General features: G+C 57.8%; 18 protein-coding genes. 16 read left to right on the top strand and 2 right to left on the bottom strand.

The features are described 5' to 3' along the window. Positions 1-50: 50 nt before the first annotated feature. Positions 51-683 (bottom strand): SCO family protein, encoded by a 633-nt coding sequence (locus tag F591_RS0114030; protein WP_019535248.1) that lies wholly within the window; start codon positions 681-683, stop codon positions 51-53. 219 nt (positions 684-902) lie between these two features. On the opposite strand from F591_RS0114030, the gene F591_RS0114025 reads away from it, so the two are divergent. From F591_RS0114025 to F591_RS0113990, 8 genes are all read left to right on the top strand, one after another. Further along, entirely contained in the window at positions 903-1,277 is a 375-nt protein-coding gene (locus F591_RS0114025; protein ID WP_019535247.1) for a hypothetical protein, read from the top strand. Continuing rightward, positions 1,274-2,605 (top strand): right-handed parallel beta-helix repeat-containing protein, encoded by a 1,332-nt coding sequence (locus F591_RS0114020; RefSeq protein WP_019535246.1) that lies wholly within the window; start codon positions 1,274-1,276, stop codon positions 2,603-2,605. Before F591_RS0114025 ends, F591_RS0114020 begins: the two co-directional genes overlap by 4 nt. Then, complete coding sequence (locus F591_RS0114015; protein WP_019535245.1) at positions 2,602-3,168, top strand: nitrous oxide reductase accessory protein NosL; 567 nt, start codon at positions 2,602-2,604, stop codon at positions 3,166-3,168. The genes F591_RS0114020 and F591_RS0114015 overlap by 4 nt, the downstream gene beginning before the upstream one ends. Then, positions 3,165-3,986 (top strand): ABC transporter permease, encoded by an 822-nt coding sequence (locus F591_RS0114010; RefSeq protein ID WP_019535244.1) that lies wholly within the window; start codon positions 3,165-3,167, stop codon positions 3,984-3,986. Before F591_RS0114015 ends, F591_RS0114010 begins: the two co-directional genes overlap by 4 nt. Next, on the top strand, positions 3,979-4,725 hold the full coding sequence (gene ccmA, locus F591_RS0114005) for a heme ABC exporter ATP-binding protein CcmA (protein ID WP_019535243.1): 747 nt from the start codon (positions 3,979-3,981) through the stop codon (positions 4,723-4,725). The genes F591_RS0114010 and ccmA overlap by 8 nt, the downstream gene beginning before the upstream one ends. 94 nt (positions 4,726-4,819) lie before the next feature. Next, positions 4,820-5,335, top strand: a complete 516-nt coding sequence (locus F591_RS0114000) for a redoxin domain-containing protein (RefSeq protein WP_019535242.1) — start codon at positions 4,820-4,822, stop codon at positions 5,333-5,335. 242 nt (positions 5,336-5,577) lie between these two features. Further along, positions 5,578-6,435, top strand: coding sequence for a sensor histidine kinase (locus F591_RS0113995; protein WP_019535240.1), 858 nt, complete (start codon positions 5,578-5,580; stop codon positions 6,433-6,435). Next, positions 6,404-7,057 carry a response regulator gene (locus F591_RS0113990; RefSeq protein WP_019535239.1) on the top strand — a complete coding sequence of 218 codons (654 nt, stop codon included), beginning with the start codon at positions 6,404-6,406 and terminating at the stop codon, positions 7,055-7,057. Before F591_RS0113995 ends, F591_RS0113990 begins: the two co-directional genes overlap by 32 nt. 52 nt (positions 7,058-7,109) lie before the next feature. On the opposite strand, the gene F591_RS0113985 is transcribed toward F591_RS0113990, so the two are convergent. Continuing rightward, positions 7,110-7,964: a cytochrome c oxidase assembly protein gene (locus tag F591_RS0113985; protein ID WP_019535238.1), complete on the bottom strand. Its 855-nt coding sequence runs from the start codon at positions 7,962-7,964 to the stop codon at positions 7,110-7,112. A gap of 342 nt (positions 7,965-8,306) precedes the next feature. On the opposite strand from F591_RS0113985, the gene F591_RS0113980 reads away from it, so the two are divergent. From F591_RS0113980 to F591_RS0113945, 8 genes are read left to right on the top strand one after another with little or no spacing between them, the layout of a single operon-like run. Next, entirely contained in the window at positions 8,307-9,140 is an 834-nt protein-coding gene (locus F591_RS0113980) for a histidine racemase CntK family protein (protein WP_026326611.1), read from the top strand. Between the two features lie 19 nt (positions 9,141-9,159). Then, positions 9,160-9,960, top strand: a complete 801-nt coding sequence (locus F591_RS0113975; protein WP_040741729.1) for a class I SAM-dependent methyltransferase — start codon at positions 9,160-9,162, stop codon at positions 9,958-9,960. A gap of 25 nt (positions 9,961-9,985) precedes the next feature. Beyond that, positions 9,986-11,299 (top strand): opine metallophore biosynthesis dehydrogenase, encoded by a 1,314-nt coding sequence (locus tag F591_RS0113970; RefSeq protein ID WP_019535235.1) that lies wholly within the window; start codon positions 9,986-9,988, stop codon positions 11,297-11,299. After that, complete coding sequence (cntA, locus tag F591_RS0113965; RefSeq protein WP_026326609.1) at positions 11,296-12,900, top strand: staphylopine-dependent metal ABC transporter substrate-binding lipoprotein; 1,605 nt, start codon at positions 11,296-11,298, stop codon at positions 12,898-12,900. Before F591_RS0113970 ends, cntA begins: the two co-directional genes overlap by 4 nt. A 24-nt stretch (positions 12,901-12,924) precedes the next feature. Beyond that, positions 12,925-13,857 carry a nickel/cobalt ABC transporter permease gene (gene opp1B / locus F591_RS0113960; RefSeq protein ID WP_019535233.1) on the top strand — a complete coding sequence of 311 codons (933 nt, stop codon included), beginning with the start codon at positions 12,925-12,927 and terminating at the stop codon, positions 13,855-13,857. Beyond that, the gene (gene cntC / locus F591_RS0113955) at positions 13,858-14,736 is read left to right on the top strand and encodes a staphylopine uptake ABC transporter permease subunit CntC (protein WP_019535232.1); all 879 of its coding nucleotides are present in this window, start codon (positions 13,858-13,860) and stop codon (positions 14,734-14,736) included. A 24-nt stretch (positions 14,737-14,760) separates the two neighbouring features. After that, positions 14,761-15,591, top strand: coding sequence for a staphylopine uptake ABC transporter ATP-binding protein CntD (cntD, locus tag F591_RS0113950; RefSeq protein WP_019535231.1), 831 nt, complete (start codon positions 14,761-14,763; stop codon positions 15,589-15,591). Next, positions 15,578-16,321, top strand: a complete 744-nt coding sequence (locus tag F591_RS0113945; RefSeq protein ID WP_019535230.1) for an ABC transporter ATP-binding protein — start codon at positions 15,578-15,580, stop codon at positions 16,319-16,321. The genes cntD and F591_RS0113945 overlap by 14 nt, the downstream gene beginning before the upstream one ends. Positions 16,322-16,341 lie beyond the last annotated feature (20 nt).

Below are 16,341 nucleotides of genomic sequence, written 5' to 3'. Positions count from 1 at the left end.
TTAACAGAGATATTGCTGGCTGAAGCGTCTAACGGAGACGGCAGCCGGATTTACGCATCCCGCTGCCGCTCTTTCAGCAATGTCTTGATATCGGCCAAAATTTGCTCATTTTCCATGTCCTCGCCCATCCGGTAAATATTGCGCACGCGCTGCTGGCCGTCGATAAGGAGCAGCGACGTGACGGAGTGGGCGAACAAGCCGTCGTCGATGCGAACGACAGACAGATTGTACTTGGCAGCGAGGGCTTTGACTTCCTCTTCTTCTCCCCGCAGCAGCGTCCAGCCGCTCGGATCGATGCCCATTCGCTCGGCATACTGCCGCAGCACCTCCGGAGTATCATTCGCCGGATCGAAGGTGATCGACACGAATTCGACGTCTTTCCCGAACAAGCCCTGCTTCTGAAGCTCCCGCTGCAGCGCGACCATATTGGCGGTCGTCGCCGGACAAATATCCGGACAGCGGGTGTAGATGAAGGAGGCCAGCCGCACTTTCCCGGCGAACCGCGCCTCTGTGACCGTCTCCCCGTTCAGGTCGGATAACGCGAATCCGGGAGAATCCATCTTGACCGGAAGCGTATTCGGCCGGAAAAAAGCATCATACAGCCAATAACCGGCGGCAGCGGCGCATAAAATCAGAGCCAATATCAAATAGAGGCTCACTGCAGATTTTCGGGCATCGGTCATGCTTCATCTCCCCTCGTTAACTTCAAGCTCATAGCGAATCTCATTTTACCGGAAAGTCAGACGACTTGCTATGACTCCTTAGGGCCACTTTCGCCTGCATGCTGACACAAAGCTGTCGATGTTGAGCGCCTGAAATAGCCCGGTTGAGTTATAGGACAGCGCGATTCGTATTGCTACAATGTAGGGTGTCGGAAGAGAAGCTGCAGAGGTGGTGAACGAATGAAGCCTAACATCGCGGGACTCGCCGCGGCGCTCGCGCTGGCGGTTATGCTGCTGACGTCGTGCTCCAGCGGGCAACCGGTCGATCTGGAAGCGGTGGAAGCGACGCTCGCGACCAAGCCGGAGACCGTGGCTGCCGGAAGCCCGGCGGAATTGCAGGCGACGTTCACGGGGTTGAACGTATCGGACAAAGCATCCGTCACCTTCGATATCCGGGTGAACGGCAAGCCGAAGCTGGTGGACGCGGCTTATCAGGGCGACGGCGTATTCAGCGGCTCCTTTACCTTCCCGGAGCAAGGGAGCTACACCGTGTATATTCATCTGTACGCGGATGACATCCATCTGACCAAGAAGAAAGCGGTCGAGGTGCGATGAGGGCCGCAGCCTTCAGATGGTGCCTCTGGGCGCTGTTGGCGCTGGCCGCATCGCTGCCTGCCGGGCAGGGGCGGGCGGAACAAGACTTGGCCAGCCTGCAGGCGCTTCTGGATAAGGCGGAACCGGGAGAAACGATCGTGCTGAAGCCCGGCACGTACGAGGGACCGATCACGATCGACAAGCCGCTGACGCTCCGCTCGGAGCAGGAAGGCGCGGCCGTGCTGCGCCACGTCGGCATAGGTCCGGCTGTGTCGATCGAAGCCGACGGCGCGACGGTTGCCGGTCTGAGCATCGTCGACGAGGCGGTCAAAGAGGAGCCGACCGTGCTCGTTACAGGGCATCGGGCCGTGCTGGACAGCTTGCGCATCCGCACGGGCGCGGACGGGATCGCGGCGCGGGATGCGGATGAAGGCGCGGTGACGCGCACGACGATCGAATGGGCCGCGGACGGCGTGCGGATGGCCGACAAGGGCAACGGCATCGATCTGTACAACGCGCATCGCTGGCGCCTTGCAGGCAATACGATTCGCGATGTGCATGACGGCATATACATGGAAAACAGCGACGAGGCGTTCGTTGCCGGCAACGTGATCGAGCGCTCCCGCTACGGAGTCCACTGCATGTACACCAAGGGAACGGTCATCGAGCGCAATGAAGGGAACTTGAATGTAACCGGCGCGATGGTAATGACCGCAAGGCAGGTGACCGTGACCGGCAACACGTTCACAAAGCAAAGCGAAAATGTGAATTCACAAGGGATTTTGCTGTACGACGCGCACGAGACGGTCGTAGCGGACAATACGGTGGACGGCAACCGGGTCGGCCTGTACGTGGAGCAATCGACTGCCAACCGTCTGGAAAACAACCGGGTCAGCTACAATTTTATCGGCCTGCAGCTGCTGGAGTCGAGCGAAAATACGGTTGCCGGCAATCAGTTTCTGGGCAACGTGGCCGATGCGCAGGCGCGCGGCAGCGAAAACAACGCGCTAACGGGCAACTATTGGGACAGCTTCCGGGGCATCGATGCGGATGGAGACGGCTACAGCGATATCTCGTATGCGATCAATCCGTTTTTTCAGGGGCTGACCCAGAAGCGGCCGGCGTTCCAGCTGTTCTTTCAATCGCCAGGCATGGTGTTCCTCGAAGGGCTCTATCAGGCGGGGCGGGACCAGTGGGCCGCCGATACGGCGCCGCTGATGGCACTGCCGGACAGCGCCCCGCAGGCGGAGCAGCGCCCTGCAGGCGGCAGCGGAACCGGCTTGGCAGGGTTCGCCTTGCTTGCAGGTACGGTTTTATTCATTTTTAGCATGAGGAGACGAAGCATATGAGCCAAAGAACAATAAGCGTAATCGCCGTGCTGGCAGGCCTGTGGCTGCTGCTTGCCGCCTGCGGCGGAAAACAATACGAGCCGCAGGCGATCAACGAGGCGACCGATGTATGCGCAATTTGCAAGATGGCAGTGAAGGACGATCAATATGCGACCCAGATCATTACCAAAGACGGGCAGTCGCTCAAGTTCGACGACATCGGCTGCATGAACAAGTGGAAGCAGGAGAACGGCACCGAGACGATCGGCGCGGCTTTCGTCCGCGACTACAACAGCAAGCAATGGCTTCGTTACGAGAAAGCCTATTACGTATACGATGCTTCTTTCAAAACGCCGATGGCTTACGGGATCGTCTCGTTTGAAAAGGAAGCGGACGCCAAGGCTTTTATCGCTGAACAGGGAAAAGGCAAGCTGATGACGGCGGAGGAGCTGGCTAATCACTCGTGGGAAGTCCATCGCGATATGATGAATATGGGAGGCGAGGGCAAGCATGGCCACTCGCCGGCAGGGCCTTCCTCCGAAAATGAGCAGCCGCCGCAACCGGCCGGGGGTCACGGCTCGTGAAGGAATGGGGATACGTCGCCGTAAGAGAGATGAAGATCGGATTTCGCAATCCATGGGCCTATTCGTTTATGGCCCTTTTTGCTCTATTTATGTTCAGTCTGCTGCTGATTAACGCGCAGGGCTATGTGAAGGGATATTCCGGCACCAGCGGCACGATGCTGAATCTGGCGATGTATTTGCTTCCCCTGATGGCGCTGATGCTCGGCTCCTTCTCGTTGACCGGCGAGAAGGAGGAAGGCAACTGGGAGCTGCTGTCGACCTATCCGCTCGGCACATGGGCGTTTCTGGCCGGCAAATATATCGGGCTGTCCGTCGTGCTGCTCGCCATCGTCGCCTTCGGCTTCGGCTTGGCGGGCGCGGCAGGCTGGCTGCTCGGCGGCGGGTTTGACGGTTCGACTTACCGGCAGCTGCTTGTCTTCTCGGCCTTCTTGTCCCTGTTTTTTCTCGGCGCGGCGATGCTGGTCGGCACGCTCGCCGTCAGCCGTTGGCAGGCGCTCACGATCGCGGTGGGAGTATGGTTTTTCACCGTCATTGCCTGGCCGTCCGTCCTCATCGCCGCGCTCGGCATGATGCCGTATGCGTGGATCAAACCGGCGGTCACCGCGCTGACCTTTCTCAATCCGGCCGAATTGACCCGGTTGTTTACCGTCGTCAAGCTGGGGGGAGGATCGACGCTCGGCCCGGAATATTACGACTGGATGGTGTGGATTCGTTCTCCCTGGGGGACGCCGGTTTTTGTGGGCACGATGATCGCCTGGATCGGCGCTGCTCTGGCCGTCGCATACGGCCTGTGGGAAAGGGGGAGAGGACGTGGCTGATCATCTCGTTCGCTTCGATGCGGTTCACAAGGCGTTCCAAGGAAAAACCGTGATCGGCGAGGTTCATCTGCATGTCGGGCAAGGCGAGGTGGTCGCCCTGTGCGGCGGCAACGGCGCGGGCAAAAGCACGCTCCTGCGCATGCTGGCAGGCATCCTGCGCCCGACCAGCGGGACGATTGCCGTGAACGGCCTGCGCTGGGAGGACGACAGACGGCGTTACGCCCGGCAAATCGGGTATATGCCGGACGACTACCGCTTCAGTCCGGGACTGACGGCGCTGGAGACGATGCTGTTCTGGGCCAGGCTGCGCGGGCTCGGCAAGGAGCGGGCCCGCGATGCGCTGGCGCAGGTCGGCCTTGCCGACACCGGCAGCAAGCCGGTCGCCTCCTTCTCGAAGGGCATGCGGCAGCGCGTATTGTTTGCGCAAGCGCTGCTGGCGAAGCCGCCGCTTATCGTCATGGACGAACCGACCAACGGCCTCGACCCTTACTGGATGGAAAGCTTCGTGAAGCTGGTCCGCCAGGCCGCCGCTGCCGGTCAGACGGTCCTGTTCTCGACGCACCAGCTGCAGATCGCCGAAGCGCTCTCGGACCGGATCGTGTTTCTGCGGGACGGCGGCGTCGTGCTGGACGGGAAGAAGGCCGACATTCGCCGCCGATTCGGCGCAGCGGGCTTGCAGCAGGCGTTCGGCGAGCTGTTCGGAATTCCGGGCGAACCGCCCGAATCGTTCGACTCCTGAATATTCGCTAAAGCGCGGCGGCGATTGTTCGGTACCGCAGGTGACAAGCGACGGCGAAGGTGTCTAATTTATAAGCAAGGAGTTGGTTCGGCCGATGACGAGCCGCAGATTGCTGCAATACGCGTTATTGCTTGTTGTCATCGCAGGGGCTGTGTATGCTGCGGCATCTTTTTGGGCGGAGTCCCGAAAGTACGCCGTGGTGGGGGAGGCAGCTCCGTCGTTTACGCTCACGGATTTGCAGGGAAACGAGGTGCGGCTGGCCGATTACAAAGGAAAAGGCGTGCTGCTCAATTTTTGGGCGTCCTGGTGCAATCCGTGCGTCAACGAGCTGCCGCTGCTCAATGAAGCCTATAAGCTTAGCGGAGTGGAGCTGCTGGCAGTCAATGTCGGCGATAGTCAAGAAACGGCGCAGAAATTCGCCGAAAGGTACGAGCTGTCGTTCCCGATCGTATTGGACAGCAAGCTGAAGATCAAGGAGCGGTATCGCGCCGCCGGACTGCCGCTTACGGTGCTGATCGATGAGGAAGGCACGCTGCTGGAGAGGCACGAGGGGGCGCTGACGGAGATGGCGGATATTTTGCAAATGATGGAGCGGATCAAGCATGATTAGGCGCAGGCGATGGCTGCCGGGCGGAGCGGGGGCGGCCGTTCTCCTGTTGTTGTTTGACCGAAACGACCTGGGACAAGGCGCAGGAGAGCGGCTATGGGCCCGAATCAGCCTGCACGGCTGACAAGCTGAAGCCGGTCTGGAGCACGCTATGGAATCGAATTGGCATTTTCGCAGGTTTCCATTCTTCCCCGTAGTCGCGGCAACAGGCTGCCCGAGCTTCGCCCGGAGAGGAGGACTTGCGGGTGACCTATAAACAGATCAAATGGCTGATTTTAACGATTCCGACGCTGACGATCGGCGTCTGGGAATACGTTCGCCACGAATTTCTGCTCCCTTATATTTCGATGGAGCTGGGGAATTGGCTGGCGCCCGTCATCGTGCTGCTCGTTTCCCTGCTCTTCCTGACGAAATTGTTCGCCATGATGGAGCATAATCAGGAGGAGCTGAATCGGGCCAAGGCGGTGCAGGCCGTGCTTGAGGAGCGGGAGAAAATCGCCCGGGAGCTGCACGACGGCATCGCGCAGTCGCTGTTCTTCCTGAACGCGCAGCTGATGCAGCTGGAGCAAAAGCAGCCGTCCGGGGAGCTCTCCTTGCGCAAATTGAAGGAGAGCGTCCGTCGCACCAACGATTATGTCCGGCAGGCGATCGCCAATCTGCGCCATGCGGCCGATGCGGGCACGAGCCCGTGGCTGCGGGGCGTGGAAAGCTTGATCGACGAGCTGCGCCATGAGACGGCCTTGCAATTTCACATGGATTGGGCGATCCCGGAGTCGGAGCTGTCGGCCAGGGAGAAGGTGGAGCTGCTCGCGATCGTGCGGGAAGCGCTGCTTAACATTCACAAGCACGCCGATGCCGCGAATGTGCGGATTCAGGCATCGCTGACGGAAACAGGCTGGGTTTGCCGCATCGCCGATGACGGGCGAGGCTTCCGGCTGGAGGAGGCGGCGGGAAATAACCGGTACGGGCTAAAAATGATGCGGGACCGCGCCAAAACGATGGCGTGGCGGCTCGATATCGATAGCGGCGATCGCGGCACGGCAGTAACGATCCGAAAGGAGGCAAACGAGGATGAACGCATTGCGGGTGCTGATCGTGGATGATAGCGAGATGGCCAGAGAAGGGATGCGTATGATCGTGGAAAGCGATCCGGCTTTTATCGTCGTCGCGGAAGGGAAAAGCGGGGAAGAGGCGCTCGCGCTCAGCGAGCAGTGGATGCCGGATCTCGTGCTGATGGACATTCAGATGCCGGGCATGGGCGGGCTGGAGGCGACCCGGCGGCTGAAGGAAAAATTTCCGTATCTCAAGGTCGTCATGGTCACCGTCTCGGACGATATCGCCCATTTGTTCGATGCGCTGAAAAAAGGGGCGCAAGGCTATCTGCTGAAAAATTTGAAGCCGGAAGCGTGGCACGAATATTTGAAGGCCATTGCCGACGACGAGGCCCCGATGACGCGCGAGCTCGCTTACCGCATCCTCAAGGAGTTTTCGCCGCTGGGCGCGGGCGCGGGCGGACCGCAGCATAGCCCTTTGACGGGCCGGGAACGCGAGATTTTGGGCCTGGTCGCCAAAGGGCTGAGCAATAAGGAAATATCAAACGCGCTGGACATATCCGAGCATACGGTGAAAAATCATCTGAAAAACATTCTTCAGAAGCTGCAGCTGGACAACCGGGTGCAGCTTGCGCGATACGCCTACGAACAAGGCTGGATGGGCAAACGATAACGACAGGGAGGCAAGACCCGCTTTGATCGCTGCGGCATCCGGCGGGCTTTGCCTATTGCTTCGTAAGCGCGGGCTCCAGCTCTTCTTCGGCATCGCGTTCTTTACGGTACCACCGGAAGAAGGTCGAGGCCAAAATGCAGCTGTAAATGATCTCCTGGAGTATTTTCATGACGACCCCGCCAAGCTGCTGATCCTGAAGCGGCGTCAGCCACTTGATTCCGTTCTCGGGAAGGTCCACAACGACCGAGTAGAAGGGGAGGCAGAGCAGTTTGGAGGCTCCGGTAAAGGCGCTGTAATTGACTTGATCGGAAAAAATAATGAGCGCGCATGCCGGCGTGAGCAGGATGCCGTTCAGAAACATGTAGCCCATTTTTTTAAGCTCGCTCAGGCTGTTCGTCGCCCCTTCCGGACTGAAGACAGACCACCACATGCACAGCGAGAAAATAAACAACACCGAATGAAGCAAGTGATGGAGCGCGTAATCGGACATCGCCGCATCGAAAATCACCGGCATATGGTAGAACGAAAAAGCCAGATTGAACAGCACGGCGGCAAACAAAGGCGTCGTGAACAGGGCAACGGCTTTCGAGAGGTAAGGGATTTGCGTTATTTTCCTGAGAAAGTCGCCAGGCACTCCTCTATACAGCAGCGGCGGCACCAGAAGATACAGCACGGCTTGTTGAATCATATGGAAGCTGAACCACAGCTGCCCGAGCAGGTTGAGCGGCCCGCCCAGCGTCAAATAAAAACAAAGCGAACCGGTAAGCAAAGCGAAAACCCCGGTTCTGTCGAGGCGATCCCTCGCGAAATGTAAATAGAAAAGGACGGCGATGCTTACCGCCATCAAGAACTCCGGATTGAACATCGTCCGAAATCCGTAAGCGTTCAGCAGTTCTCCGAAATCCATTCTTGCTCGTACTCCTTCTCCTGATCTGCATCTTTGTCTCTTCTGTCTCTTCTGCCTCGTTCCTTATATCTTACCTTTAGCCGCCCGTAGCTTGCTATGGCTCTTTCGAGTCAGTGTGGGCGAATTCAAGCCGATGATGTGACAGAGTTGTGAATGTATGGCCGGAAGTGATCAGAGCTCTGGAAACGGCGGGGCAATATTTTTTTGCGGAATGAAAAATTGCGATTGACAGCTAACGCCAGGCAAGGATATAATTCCATTTGATTAATCGTAATTTTTACTTATAAGTAAAACGAGGAGGCCTCCGCTTCACCCATTCCTATTCGCAGAGGGATGCCCGAGATGAAACGCGAAATCGATTTTGTCAAATTAAGTCCTGCGCAAAATATGACCATTCTTGTGAAGACAAGGCTTGCGGCCGACGAGTATGCGCGCATTGCGGCGAAGATGATGTCCTACGACAGCGTGCATGCCGAGCAGGTAGGCTTCATCGAGCAGGCGGCGAAGCCGGAAGCGGCCGCTCATCTGCACATGGCGGGAGGCGAGTTTTGCGGCAATGCTTGCATGGCTTTGGCCGTTTTGCTGGCCTCTGAGCAAGGAATGAACCGCAGCGATTCGCTGGAAATCGCCCTGGAAGCTTCCGGGACCGAGCAGTTGGTGTTATGTCAGGTGAAGAAAATCGAGGAAGCGTATCGCTGCCAGGTCGCCATGCCGACCCCGGTCAAAATCGAGCAGCAGACCGTCACGTATGAGGACGACGATTTGCCTATCGCCATAGTGAGGTATAGCGATTTTTTTCATCTTGTCATCGAAGTGGAGCAATTCGACGCGTTTCAGAGGCAAAGGGCGCAAAGCTTGGCCAAGCTGCTCGGCGTCACGTTCGGCGCCAGCCTGATCGGCGTGTTATTGTTCAAGCCCGATGCTAACGAATTGGCCCCGCTCATTTATGTGCCGCCGCTCGGCAGCATGGTTTGGGAGAAGGGCTGCGGCTCGGGGACGGCCTCGCTTGGCGCCTACCTGGCTTGGCAAAGCAAAGGGGCGATATCCGCGCCTATCCGGCAGCCCGGCGGGACGATCCATGTCACTGCCGATTATGACCACGGCGGAGTGACCGGTGTGAAGATTGAAGGGACGGTCGACATTGTCGCACAGGGCAAAGCTTATATCGAGGTGTGAAATGACATGGGAGCAGGTGATGGAATTGAATCGTACGGCACAGCTTCGGCAGCTCATGACGGAGTATTTGCAGCAATTTGCGATGATGGCCAGCCGGTTCGACGGCACGACCGACCGCAGCGCGGAGCTTGTGACGGTCATCGATGCCTACTCCGCTTTCATTACGGATGAAGCGAATCGCGCAGCTTGGGAGCAGCTGGAGCAGGAAGCGGGCCCCGAGCTTGCCCGGCTTGCGGAGGAACTGCGAAGGACGTCGGCTCGCTGCGTGTCGATCATGGAGAAGTACCGCGCACTCAAGCTTCTGAACGGGAATGCCGCGCGGACCGAATATTTTCAAAATATCGAATCGTGCATCGAAACGGAATTCGGCAGCTTTCAGATCAGCTCGGGCTCCAAGGTGTTGATGGTTGGCGCAGGCTCCTTTCCGATGACGCCATTAATGATCGCAAGGCGAACGGATGCGGAAGTGATCGGTATCGACATCGATGCGGAAGCGGTCAGGCTTGGCCGGAAAGTAGCGGAGCTGCTGGGAAGTGGCTTGCGCATCCGGCTGGAGCGCGCGTCGGTCGAACAGCTTGCGGACGCCGGCGACCTGACTCATATTATCTTCAGCTCGACCATCGCGCAAAAGTACGAGCTGCTGGACCGGCTGCATCCGTTAACGAACGGGCGGGTCGTTGCGGCGGTGCGATATGGCGATCGGTTGAAGTCGCTATTCAATTATCCCAGTCAGCAGGTGGACGCGCGAAAATGGAAGCTGGTTGACACGATATTGCGCCCGGATCATGTGTTTGATATCGCCCTGTACCAAAAAGCATAGCCTATACATGGAAAAGGAGGCCCGTATGAGCGATTGCAGACGAGTGCTGCTGGCCGGAACCGGTCCTGTGTCCGTTCAGCTGGCAGTCTTGCTGAAGAAACGATGGAATTGCTGCGTAGGAATCGTCGGGCGGGAGTCGGTTCGTTCCGAATCGTTCTTTGCCGCATTGCAGCAAAATCGCGGTCAAATGCGCGCGCGAATTCAAAATGAACAGCACCGGCCATTGGCGGGAGAGTGCAGGATCGATCATGTATTTCGCGGATACGGCGCCATCGCGGGGGAATGGGATACGGTTGTGCTGGCCGTGACCACCGACGCCTATCTCGGCGTTTTGCAGCAAATCAGCGATCGGATATTAAGGCATGTGCGCTGCATTGCGCTCATTTCCCCGACCTTGGGCTCCGGCAGCCTGGTCCGCCAATATATGAGCGGGATTCAGCCGGACGCGGAAGTGATCAGCTTCTCTACATACCTTGGCGATACGCGCTGGATGCGCGATCGGCCGTCGAATGAAGTCATCACGGCGGGGGTGAAGAAGAAGGTATATATCGGCTCAACCCATCTTCCTTCCCGCAGCGTTGAACGGTTTTGCGAGCTGTACGAGTCATTGGGGATCGCCATGGAAGCGATGCCGTCTCCGCTCGAAGCGGAAACGAGAAACATCTCTTTATACGTCCATCCGCCTCTCTTTATGAACGATTTTACGCTGGAAGCCGTCTTCGGCAGGACAGCGGTCAAAAAATACGTGTACAAACTGTATCCCGAAGGACCTATTACGCAATATTTGATCCGCGATATGCTGGCTGCCTGGAAAGAAATCACGGAGACGATCGGCAAGCTGAATATCCGGGGCGTCAACTTGCTCAAGTTCATGATCGATGACAACTATCCGGTCAGAGCGGAGAGCATATCGCGCCACGATATCGATCATTTCGAACGGCTGGAGACGATTCGCCAGCAATATTTATTGTATATCCGCTATGCATCGCTGCTGATCGACCCTTTTTCCGAACCGGATCGGGAGGGCAAATATTTCGACTTCTCGGCGGTGCCCATTCGGCCGATCTTCGTGAACAAGGAAGGCGACTGGGACATTCCGCGCATGCCCAAGGAAGACTACTACCGGATCAAAATTATCCAGGGCATTGCCAGGCACGTCGGTTCGGACTGCCCGACGATCGACCGGTTTATTGCCGCTTACGAGCGCAAGCTTGCAGAAGCCGCCCGGGCGCTTGAGGGCGAGTCGCTGTCGGATGCCTTTGCCGTGCAAAGCTTTGCCGAAGACGTGAGGCTGGTATGCAGTGAATTTCATGCAAGGGGCAGGAGGAGATGGGAATGACCCGAAAAGCGATGCTGCAGTTAGCTGTTTTTCTGATGGCCATCACGCTGCTGGTAGGCTGCAACAGCGATAACGCCGCAAGCCCCAACGCAGCGAATCAAGCCGAAGCGCTTGTGTTCGCCGTAACGAAGGACATCAGCGATATGAATCCCCATCTGTATTTAGGCTCCATGCCGGCTCAGGGGATGGTGTACGAGTCGCTGGTGGAAAATACGCCGGACGGCATCAAGCCGCTGCTGGCCGAATCGTGGGACATTTCCGACGACGGGAAAGTCTACACCTTCCATCTGAGACAAGGCGTTACTTTCCATGACGGAGAGCCGTTTAACGCGGAAGCGGTGAAGAAAAACATCGACGCCGTGCAAAGCAATGCCGGCAAGCATTCCTGGATCAAGCTGTCGACGATGATCGTAAGCTGCGACGTTGTCGGCGAGCATGCGGTCCGATTGGTGCTGTCGGAGCCTTATTATCCGACGTTGGTCGAATTGTCGATGACCCGGCCTTACGTGTTCGTCTCGCCGAAAAGTTTCGTGGGCGGCCACACCAAAGACGGCATCAGCGGCTATAACGGCACAGGCCCTTACAAGCTCGCCGAGCATAAAACCGACCAGTATGCCGTGTTCGAGGCGAATGAACATTACTGGGGCGGCGCGCCCAAAATCAAGAAAATTACCGCGAAGGTGCTCCCGGCAGGGGAAACGACCTTATTGGCGCTGCAAAAAGGCGAGGTCGACCTGGTGTTTACGGATGACCGGGGAGCGGACAGCATCGACATCGAAGCGATGGAGCAGCTGGCCGCCTCCGGCAATTACCAGATTGTCCGCAGCGGGCCGATGAACACGAAAATGATCGTGGCCAACAGCAGCAAAACAGCAAGCCCCGTTCACGAAACGGCCGTTCGCGAAGCGATCTGGCACATAATCGACCGGGATACGATCAGCAAGCAAATTTTTCACGGCACGGAAACGCCGGCGAACACGCTGTTCTCGGCCAACATCCCTTACGCCGATGTAAAGCTTAAGCCGCGCGCTTACGATTTGGAAGCGGCGAACAAGCTTCTGGACGAGGCGGGCTGGGTTCGCGAGAAGGACGGCGTGCGAATGAAGGGCGGCAAACCGCTCGCGATGAAGCTGTATTACGACGTCAATGCCGCTTCGCAAAAGACGCAGGCCGAATTGCTCCAGAACACGGCGAAAAAAATCGGCATTCAGCTGGAGCTTGTCGGCGAAGAATCGTCTTCGATCGCGAGCAGACGGGCGACGGGCGACTACGATTTGCTGTTCAACCAAACCTGGGGTCTTGCGTACGATCCGCAGAGCACGATCGCCGCTTTTACGTCCGAATCGTCCTATTATCATACGACAAGCGGCATTTCTCAGGCAGACGAGCTGCACGGGAAAATCGGCCAAGTGATGGTATCCGCGGATGAGGCCGAGCGGCAATCGTTATACGCGGACATATTAACGATCGTTCACAATGAAGCCGTATTTATTCCGCTGACGAACGGCCATATCACCGTCGTGGCGCCGGCCGGCTTGCAGGGTATCTCCTTCAAGCAAACGCAATACGAGCTGCCGTTCGAGCGCATGTACTTTCAATAAACCGACAAGAAGAAGGAGATGGGCATGGGCCGATACATCGTCAGGCGATCGCTGTTATCGCTTCCTTTGCTGCTCGTCATTTCGTTTTTCGCATTCGCTTTGAGTCATCTTTCGCCGCTCGATCCGGCCGAAGCGGTATTGCAGGCGCAAGGCGTGCCGCAAATCACCGCCGAGCTGCTGGCGGCAACGAGAGCGGAGCTCGGAATGGACCGGCCGTTGCTGATCCGCTATTTCGCTTGGCTCGGGGCGTGCCTGCAGCTTGATTTCGGCAAGTCGTACGTTACGGGCAAGCCGGTATGGTCGCTGCTGGGGCCGGCTTTTCTGCATACGTTAAAGCTGACGCTGGCATCGATGACGGCCATTATCGTGCTATCCATTGCGCTCGGCGTCATCTGCGCGCTGCGGCAGGGGAAGCTATTGGACAGATCGGTCAGGGGAATCTCCTTCTTCCTGACCTCCGTGCCGTCCTACGGGCTGGCCGCCCTTCTTATCTGGTGCTTCTCCGTCAAGCTCGACTGGCTGCCGACGAGCGGAATGGAATCGCATGCCAGCTATGTTTTGCCGGTTGCCGTTATGACGATCAGTTATGCGGGCATTTACTTTCGCATCGTCAGAAGCTCCATGCTAAGCCAGCTGCACGAAGATTACGTGCTGTACGGCAGGGCGTGCGGCTTGCCGGAGAGGCGAATTACCGCGCGCATGATCAGAAACTCGCTGCAGGTGGCCGTGTCGGTGTTCTGCATGGCCCTCCCGATCATTTTGGGAAGCACGGTCGTCGTGGAGAACGTCTTTGCCTGGCCCGGACTCGGCACGCTGACGGTAAATTCCATTCTGGGCCGGGATTTTCCGGTCATTCAGGCTTACGTGCTCGTTTTGGCCGCAGCCTTCGTGCTGCTTAATACTGCGTCCGACATAATCCAGGCGGCGATTAACCCCAAATTGCAAAAGGAGCTCTAGATGAAACTTATCCAACAACTGTGGAAAGACAAGCTGGCCGCCCTTTCCTTGACCGTGATCGGCGCGATCGTTATCGCCGGCATCTTCGCTCCCTTCCTGGCGCCGCACGATCCGGAGGAGGTTCATATGGAGCTGCATTTTGCGCCCGCATCGTGGGAATACTTGCTCGGCAACGATCACTTGGGGCGCTGCATCTTGTCCAGGCTCATCTACGGAATCCGTCCGAGCGTGCTGTATGTGTTCGCGGCGCTGGCGGCGTCGGTATGCATCGGCGCGCTGCTCGGCTTCGCTGCCGGCTATTTCAGAGGGAAGACGGATGCGGTCGTGATGAGGGTATGCGACGTGATGCTCTCGTTTCCGGGATACGTCATGTCGCTGGCGGTCATCGGCATGCTGGGAGCAGGTCTGGAAAATATTTTGATTGCCTTCGTATTGATGAAATGGGCCTGGTTTGCCCGCGTCATCCGGGCTTCCGTGCTGCAATATGCCGAGTCGGATTATGTCAAGTTCTCCAAAGCGCTCGGCCTTAGCCACATCCGCATCATGGCGAAGCATATCGTCCCGGTTGCTCTTCCGGATATTGCGGTCATTTCCAGCAGCTCGTTCGGCACGATGATTTTGCAAGTATCGGGCTTTTCGTTCCTCGGCCTGGGCATTCAGGCCCCTCATGCGGAATGGGGCATGATGCTGAGCGAAGCGAGGGCGGTCATGTTTTCCCGGCCGGAGCTCATGCTGGCGCCGGGACTTGCGATCGTGATCGTCGTATCCAGCATGAATTTCTTGTCTGATGCGCTTCAAGTCGCTTTAGACCCTAAATTGAAGAGCCGCCGTGTCAGCCAGCCGGGGGCGGCTGCTTCTGCCGAAGCGTTGACGCGTTAACGGGAAAAGAGGTGGCTTCATCCATTGACGAACATATTGGAAGTGTCCGATCTGCGCATTTGGGACAGCGATACGGGGCATGTGATCGTGCCCGGCAGTTCTTTTCAGGTAAGGCAGGGAAGCTGTTTGGCGATTGTCGGAGAAAGCGGGAGCGGGAAGTCCGTTACCTGCAGGGCGGTCATGAGATTGAACAAAGCGTCCATCCGCCAATCCGGAAGCATTCGGTTTGACGGAGTCGACGTGAGCGAGCTTTCCGAACAAGACATGAGGAAGCTGCGCGGCAAGCGGATGTGCATGATTTTGCAGCACGGCATGCGCGCCTTCGATCCTTCGCGCGTCATCGGCGTCCATCTCCGGGAGACGCTGAAGCAGCATTACGGCTGGAGCCGCAGCGAAAGCGATGCGAGCATGGTCATGGCGATGAGAAGCGTCATGCTGAAGGACCCGGCCGCGATTCTGAATCAATATCCGCATCAGCTGTCGGGCGGCATGCTGCAGCGGATCATGATTGCGCTGGCCATCGTGCTGGAACCGGACATGATCATCGCCGATGAACCGACGACGGCGCTCGATACGATCTCGCAGTTCGAGGTCGTGGAGCAGCTGGCGCAATTGCGGGACAGGCTGGGCTGCGCGATGATTTTGGTTTCCCACGACCTGGGCATAGTGAGGACAATGGCCGATGAGGTTATCGTCATGAAAGCGGGAGTGATCGTGGAAAGAGGGGCGGCCGAAGCGATTTTCTCGGATGCCCGCCATGCGTATACCCGCTACCTGGTATCCTCGAAGCTGGCGCTGGACCGGCATTTTCAACGAATGATGGAAGGAGTTGGCGGGGGCGTTGCTGAGCGTTGATCGCGTGGAGAAGTCGTATAAGAAAGCCGGGATGTTTTCCAGGGAGAGGCAGCGCGTGCTGCGCAGCATCAGCTTCGCCTGCGGGCCGGGGGAATGCCTTGGCATCATCGGCGAAAGCGGCAGCGGCAAATCCACCTTGGGCCGGCTGCTGTTAGGGATTGAGAAGCCGGATCGGGGAACGATTACGTTCGATGGCCGAAGGGTCGATGAGCGCAGGGCGAGAAGGGGAAAAATCAGCGCCGTGTTTCAGGACTACACCGCGTCGATCAACCCTTTTTACACGGTGGAGCAAGCTTTGCTGGAGCCTTTGAAGCTGCGAGGGCTGTCTCGGCGGGAGCGGCACAGCGCCATCGATCTGCTGCTGCATCAGGTCGGATTGGACCTGTCCTACCGCGGCAAATACCCGCACGAGCTGTCGGGGGGAGAAGTCCAGCGGGTGTGCATTGCCAGAGCCGTTGCCACGGAGCCGAAGCTCATCGTGTTGGATGAGGCCGTCAGCTCGCTGGACGGCTCGGTGCAGCTGCAGGTGCTGGAGCTGCTGAGAAGCTTGCGCCAACTGTACGGCATGAGCTACATCTTCATCACGCACGATATCCGGGCCGCCGCTTACATTTGCGACAGAGTGATGATCCTTCGCAGCGGTCAGATCGAAGAGATCGTCGCGGTGGAACAATTGAAGGATGTGCAATCCGCGTATGCCAGGAAATTGCTGGAGATGGTTGTGCTATAACCGCAAGGACGATAAGCGCA

Origin of the sequence: Paenibacillus ginsengihumi DSM 21568, from assembly GCF_000380965.1 — a bacterium.
Lineage (GTDB): Bacteria > Bacillota > Bacilli > Paenibacillales > NBRC-103111 > Paenibacillus_G > Paenibacillus_G ginsengihumi.
Note: the sequence above shows the minus strand (reverse complement) of the source record. Positions and strands in the feature narration are given on the sequence as shown.

Bases quoted from the DNA above. Each gene is read 5' to 3' on its own strand.
- F591_RS0114030 (WP_019535248.1), bottom strand. From the start codon at position 683: ATGACCGATGCCCGAAAATCTGCAGTGAGCCTCTATTTGATATTGGCT.
- F591_RS0114025 (WP_019535247.1), top strand. From the start codon at position 903: ATGAAGCCTAACATCGCGGGACTCGCCGCGGCGCTCGCGCTGGCGGTT.
- F591_RS0114020 (WP_019535246.1), top strand. From the start codon at position 1,274: ATGAGGGCCGCAGCCTTCAGATGGTGCCTCTGGGCGCTGTTGGCGCTG.
- F591_RS0114015 (WP_019535245.1), top strand. From the start codon at position 2,602: ATGAGCCAAAGAACAATAAGCGTAATCGCCGTGCTGGCAGGCCTGTGG.
- F591_RS0114000 (WP_019535242.1), top strand. From the start codon at position 4,820: ATGACGAGCCGCAGATTGCTGCAATACGCGTTATTGCTTGTTGTCATC.
- F591_RS0113990 (WP_019535239.1), top strand. From the start codon at position 6,404: ATGAACGCATTGCGGGTGCTGATCGTGGATGATAGCGAGATGGCCAGA.
- F591_RS0113985 (WP_019535238.1), bottom strand. From the start codon at position 7,964: ATGGATTTCGGAGAACTGCTGAACGCTTACGGATTTCGGACGATGTTC.
- F591_RS0113980 (WP_026326611.1), top strand. From the start codon at position 8,307: ATGAAACGCGAAATCGATTTTGTCAAATTAAGTCCTGCGCAAAATATG.
- F591_RS0113975 (WP_040741729.1), top strand. From the start codon at position 9,160: ATGGAATTGAATCGTACGGCACAGCTTCGGCAGCTCATGACGGAGTAT.
- F591_RS0113970 (WP_019535235.1), top strand. From the start codon at position 9,986: ATGAGCGATTGCAGACGAGTGCTGCTGGCCGGAACCGGTCCTGTGTCC.
- cntA (WP_026326609.1), top strand. From the start codon at position 11,296: ATGACCCGAAAAGCGATGCTGCAGTTAGCTGTTTTTCTGATGGCCATC.
- opp1B (WP_019535233.1), top strand. From the start codon at position 12,925: ATGGGCCGATACATCGTCAGGCGATCGCTGTTATCGCTTCCTTTGCTG.
- cntC (WP_019535232.1), top strand. From the start codon at position 13,858: ATGAAACTTATCCAACAACTGTGGAAAGACAAGCTGGCCGCCCTTTCC.